Raw genomic sequence first — 5243 nt, forward strand, 5'->3', positions numbered from 1 at the left:
GCCTGTGCCTGCTCCCTGCTGTCCCTGCTGGTCGGCATGCTGGTCAAGTCCGGCACGCCGGAAAACGAGCTGGGCGTCAAGATCTTCGGGCCGATCCACGGCGGCCTGTTCGTGGCGTACGTCCTGCTGGTGCTGGCCGTGGCCCGGCTGCACCGGTGGAGCCTGCTGGCCACGGCGGTGGCCCTGGTCAGCGCGGTGCCGCCGTTCGCCACCCTGGCCTTCGAGCGCTGGGCCCGCCGCCGGGGAATGCTCGGCGTCGACCGGCAGGCCGCCCGCGAGCCCGCCCCGGTCGGCTGAGCCGCCGTCCGCGCCGGTTGGGCTGAGCCCGCCCTGACCGGTCAGACCGCCCGGCCCGGACCGGGCCGGGCACGGATCAGGTCAGCGCCGAGCAGGCCGCGATGCCGGCCAGCAGCAGCGCGCCCAGGAACGCCTGCAACAGCAGTGGCGGCCCGAGGTGCGACCAGAGCGTCGCGGTACGCGGGGTCAGCAGCTGCCCCGTGGTGAGGTTGACGATCCGCTCGATCCGGGGCGGCAGCTCCGGGTCGCGTTGCGGTCGCAGGGTGAGCTGCACCTGGTCCGCCGGGTGCAGGGCGCTCTGCGGCAGGTGACCGTGCAGCTCCACCTCGCAGAGCTGACCGGCGGTGTTGCGTAGCCGCACCGGGGTGACCAGGTATTCCGGGCCCTGCTTCAGCTCCTTCCAGCGGCGCCGGGTGCCGCCACCGCCGAAGGAGAAGAACGAGCGCAGCAGCAGGGCGGGCAGCCGGGCGAAGGCCGCCGCGGCGAGCACCGCCACCAGCACCGGCTGACCGATGCGTACCTCGCGGGTGTAGCCGTCGAGCAGGCGGATCAGCCGCCCGGTGACGATTCGTTCCGTCGGGTGCACGATCCGTCGGGTATCGAGTCCGCTGTCCATCTCCACCACCGAGAGTCCGCTTGTGTTCACAGATCGTATCGACGTCCTCGGTTGAACGACGTGAATGAAACCTGGTCACGGGCTCACGGCCGCGAGGTGACATCCCCGGCGACCCGGGTAAGCGGGGGGCCGAGCTGGAAAGGGGTCGAGCATGCAGCTGTCCTTCCTGCGCCCGCTCTACGACCGTCCCGGGCCGTGGTGCTCGGTGTATCTGGACGCCTCCGCGGACACGGAGGACGCCCATCCCGCCCTGGACCTGCGCTGGCGTGCCCTGGAGCGCAGCCTGATCGAACAGGGGGCGGGCGAGGCGAACATCGCCGCGCTGGACCGGGTGGTCCGAGGTCATGACCCGATGGTCGGGGACTACGGCCTGGCGGTCTTCGCCAGTCACGGCCGGGTGGTGCTCTCCGAGTTCCTGTCCGCGCCGCCACTGCGGGACCTGGCCCACGTCGGCCCGTTGCCGCACGTGATGCCGCTGCTCGCCCAACGCGGCGAGCAGGTGGCCTGGGTGCGCGTGCTCGCCGACCGCACCGGCGCCGACGCGATCGCCATCAGCGCCGGTGGGGTCCCCCGGAAGGCGCACGTCGTCGGCGGGGAGACCTTTCCGCTGCGCAAGCCGCAGCCCGGTGGCTGGTCCCAGGACATCTACCAGAAGGCCGCCATGGAGGCCTGGCACCGCAACGCCGGCGACGTCACCGCGGCGACCGTTGACCTGGCCGAGAAGGTCGGCGCGGAGGTGGTGGTGGTGGCCGGCGACGTCCGGGCCACCGGAATGATCGCCGCCCAGATGCCCGAGCGCTGGCAGGACCTGATGGTCCGCACCGACGCCGGCTCCCGGGCCGCCGGCGCCGACCTGACGTTGCTGGACGACCTCACCGTGCAGACCATCGCGGAGATCGCCGACCAGCGGATCAGCGCCGCGCTGGACAGGTTCGGTGTGCAGGAGGACGTGGGCGGCGGCCTCGACGCGGTCGTCTCCGCCCTGCAACGCAACCAGGTCGACACGATGATCATCGTGGACGACCCGTCGGCCAACGGTGAGCTGTGGATCGGCGCGGAACCCACCGAGATCGCCGTCGACCCGGCGCAGCTGGCCGCCATGTCGGTGGCCGACCCGCAGCGGGTACGCGCCGACGCGGCGCTCGTCCGGGCGCTGGTCGGCACCGACGCGGCACTGACCGTGCTCGGCCCCGACGAGGCGCCCGACCTCACCGACGGCGTCGGCGCGGTACTGCGCTACGTCGACCCGAGCACACCGGGGCGCGGCAATGGTTGACCGAACGGTCGCGGACGTCGTGGTGGAGCGGCTCCTGGCCTGGCGGGTGCCCCGCGCCTTCGGGTACCCGGGCGAGGCGATCGCTCCCCTTGTCGACGCGCTGGACCGTACCGGCGGCGAGCCGGCGTTCATTCCGGCCCGGCACGAGGAGACCGCCTCGTTCATGGCCACCGGGCACGCCAAGTTCACCGGCGGCATCGGGGTCTGCCTCGCCACCCAGGGGCCCAGCGCCGTCCAGCTGCTCAACGGCCTCTACGACGCCAAGCTGGACAGCAAGCCGGTGGTGGCCATCGTCGGGGAGGACACCTCCGGGCCGCTGGGCGGCGCGCACCAGGAGATCGGGCTGAGCCGGCTCTTCGGGGACGTGTGCAACCAGTTCGTCCGGTACGGCCGCAGCCCCGACGAGGTGGGGACGCTGCTGGACCAGGCGTTCCGCACTGCGGCGGCGACCCGCAGCCCGACGTGCGTGGTGCTGCCCCGCCAGTTGCAGGAGGCGCTGGTGCCCGACCTGCAGTCGTACGGCGCCGGGGTGATCACGGCGACCCCCGGCGAGCCGCTGGCCCGGGTCCTGCCGCACGACGTGGACCTCGACGCCGCCGCGCAGCTGCTCAGCGGGGGCCAGCGGATCGCGATCCTGGTCGGCCAGGGCGGTCGGGACGCGGCCGCCGAGATCATCGAGATGGCCGACCGGCTCGGCGCCGGGGTGGCCACCTCGCTGCTGGGCAAGCCGGTGCTCGACGAGCGGCTGCCGTTCCACACCGGGGTGCTCGGCGAGGTCGGCACCCCGGCGGCGGCCGAGCTGATGGGTGGCTGCGACACGCTGCTGATGGTCGGCACCAACGACCCGTGGACCGACTACTTCCCGATGCCCGAGCAGGCGCGCACGGTGCAGATCGACATCGACGGCCGCCGGATCGGCACCCGGTACCCGGCCGACGTGCCGTTGGTCGGTGACGCCGCCGAGACGCTGCGGGCGCTGCTGAGCCGGGTGCGCGGTCGGCCCGAGCAGCAGTGGCGCGCCACCGTGGAGAGTTCGGTGGACCGCTGGCGGGAGGTCGCCGCCGAGCGGGCCGCCGCCGCCGCGGACCCGGTCAACCCGCAGCTCGTCCTCCAGGAGTTGTCCGCCCGGATGCCCGGCACCGGCGCGGTCGCGGTCGACGTCGGCTCGGTCCTCTACTGGTACGCCCGACACCTCACCCTGCCGCCCGGGGTCAACGCGCAGCTGTGCGGCACCCTCGGTTCGATGGGCTGCGCCTTGCCGTACGCGGTGGCGGCCAAGCTCGCCGCCCCCGACCAGCCGGTGATCGCGTTGGTCGGTGACGGGGCGATGCAGCTCAACGGGCTCGCCGAACTGATCACCGTGTCGCACCTCTGGCAGCAGTGGCACGACCCGCGGCTGGTGGTGCTGGTGCTCAACAACCGGGACCAGAACGGCATGGGTGGCGGGCGACAACCGTCGTCCGACCCGACCCACCGCCGCCCCGACGTGCCGTACGCCGGGTGGGCCCGGCTGCTGGGGTTGCACGGGGTTCGGGTGGACCGCCCGGAGTTGGTCGGCGCGGCCTGGGACGAGGCCCTCGCCGCGGACCGCCCCTGCGTACTGGAGGCGGTCGTCGATCCGGCGGTGTCGCTGGCGCCGCCGGAGCCCGCCTTCGCCGACCTGCGGGGCCTTTACGCCGAAGGCGCTCCGGCCCGGAAGGTCCGCGAGCAGGTGGAGGTCACCGCGAACGCCGACGATCTCGTTTAGCCACCCTGGCCCAGGGCATCAGTAGCGGCCCGACGACGCTGGAGGTCCCATGTCCGAGCCCGCCGACCGCCGCTACGGTCCCGCGACCCTGCCGAGGGAGCGGGGTCCGCTCTCCGCGGCGGTCGTCGAGGCTCTGCGGCACCCGCCGCACGACCTGCCGGCCGATCTCGGCGCCGACCTGGACCCCGCGGACCCGATCACCGACGAGGACCTTCAGCTGACGCTGTTCCTCTGCTACGAGCTGCACTACCGGGGCTGGCTCGGGGTGGACGAGTCGTGGGAGTGGCAGCCGACACTGCTGGCGCTGCGTGGCCGCTGTGAACGTGTCTTCGAGGCGGCGCTACGTCGGCTGGTCGGCACGCCGCCGGTGCCCGCCGCCGGGGTGGCGGCCGGCCTGGCCGAGCTGGTCGCGGCCGACGACGGGCCGTCGCTGGCCGCGACGCTGCAACGGCGCGCCGACCTCAGCCAGTTCCGTGAGTTCGTCGTCCACCGCTCCGTCTACCACCTGCGGGAGGCGGACCCGCACAGCTGGGCGCTGCCGCGGCTCGGTGGTCCGGCCAAGGCCGCGCTCGTGGAGATCCAGACCGACGAGTACGGCAACGGGCGACTGGACCGGATGCACGCCGAGCTGTTCCGACGCACCCTCGACCGGCTGGGTCTGGACACCGGCTACGGCGCACACGTCGATGTGGCGCCGGCGGTGACGTTGGCGACCAACAACCTGATGTCGCTGTTCGGGCTGCACCGACGGCTGCGTGGCGCGCTGCTCGGGCACCTGGCCGCGTTCGAGATGACCTCCTCGCTGCCGAACCGCCGCTACGGCAACGGGCTGCGCCGGCTCGGCTTCGACGAGGTGGCCACCCGCTTCTACGACGAGCACGTCGAGGCCGACGCGGTGCACGAGCAGATCGCCGCGCACGACATGTGCGGCGGCCTGGTCCGCGTCGAGCCGGCCCTCGCCTCCGACGTGCTCTTCGGCGCGGCGGCCGGGCTCGCGGTGGACCGGCTGTTCGCCGCGCACCTGCTGGACAGTTGGGCCACCGGGCGCAGCTCGCTGCGCGCACCGGCCCCGCCGGCCCTGCCGCCCAAGGTCTCGCTTGGCGCGTTGCCAGCGGTGGCCCCGTCGACCCCGGCCGCGCTCGTTTGACCCGAGGGGCTTGTCGCCTCCACGCCGTCGACCGTGGTGCCCGTCTTGCGGGGGAGGTTCAGTCGACGGACCACGCTCCAGTAGGTGGGGCCGGCGGGGGCAGACCGCCGGGCTGTCGCTGAGGGCGTGCCGCGTGGGATCCGCCCTTTGCTCTGCACCC

At 73.5% G+C, this 5243-nt stretch carries 5 protein-coding genes; 4 read left to right on the forward strand and 1 reads right to left on the reverse strand.

Annotated features, from left to right (window positions below):
- Nucleotides 1-297: DUF3817 domain-containing protein (locus tag PSH25_RS25115; RefSeq protein ID WP_238661406.1), on the forward strand; the 297-nt coding region annotated here is incomplete at its 5' end.
- A gap of 76 nt (nt 298-373) precedes the next feature.
- Here PSH25_RS25115 and PSH25_RS25120 read toward each other — a convergent pair.
- Entirely contained in the window at nt 374-922 is a 549-nt protein-coding gene (locus PSH25_RS25120) for a hypothetical protein (protein ID WP_238661410.1), read from the reverse strand.
- 142 nt (nt 923-1064) lie between these two features.
- On the opposite strand from PSH25_RS25120, the gene PSH25_RS25125 reads away from it, so the two are divergent.
- Genes PSH25_RS25125 through PSH25_RS25135 form a run of 3 tightly spaced genes read left to right on the forward strand, consistent with a single transcriptional unit; the run spans nt 1065 to nt 5083 of the window.
- Nucleotides 1065-2189, forward strand: a complete 1125-nt coding sequence (locus PSH25_RS25125; protein WP_238661407.1) for a baeRF2 domain-containing protein — start codon at nt 1065-1067, stop codon at nt 2187-2189.
- Entirely contained in the window at nt 2182-3936 is a 1755-nt protein-coding gene (locus PSH25_RS25130) for a thiamine pyrophosphate-binding protein (RefSeq protein WP_238661408.1), read from the forward strand. Before PSH25_RS25125 ends, PSH25_RS25130 begins: the two co-directional genes overlap by 8 nt.
- A gap of 49 nt (nt 3937-3985) precedes the next feature.
- The gene (locus tag PSH25_RS25135) at nt 3986-5083 is read left to right on the forward strand and encodes an iron-containing redox enzyme family protein (RefSeq protein WP_238661409.1); all 1098 of its coding nucleotides are present in this window, start codon (nt 3986-3988) and stop codon (nt 5081-5083) included.
- Nucleotides 5084-5243: the final 160 nt, after the last annotated feature.

The organism is Micromonospora foliorum, assembly GCF_022229015.1.
Classification (GTDB): Bacteria; Actinomycetota; Actinomycetes; order Mycobacteriales; family Micromonosporaceae; genus Micromonospora; species Micromonospora foliorum.

Bases quoted from the DNA above. Each gene is read 5' to 3' on its own strand.
- PSH25_RS25125 (WP_238661407.1), top strand. From the start codon at position 1,065: ATGCAGCTGTCCTTCCTGCGCCCGCTCTACGACCGTCCCGGGCCGTGG.
- PSH25_RS25130 (WP_238661408.1), top strand. From the start codon at position 2,182: ATGGTTGACCGAACGGTCGCGGACGTCGTGGTGGAGCGGCTCCTGGCC.
- PSH25_RS25135 (WP_238661409.1), top strand. From the start codon at position 3,986: ATGTCCGAGCCCGCCGACCGCCGCTACGGTCCCGCGACCCTGCCGAGG.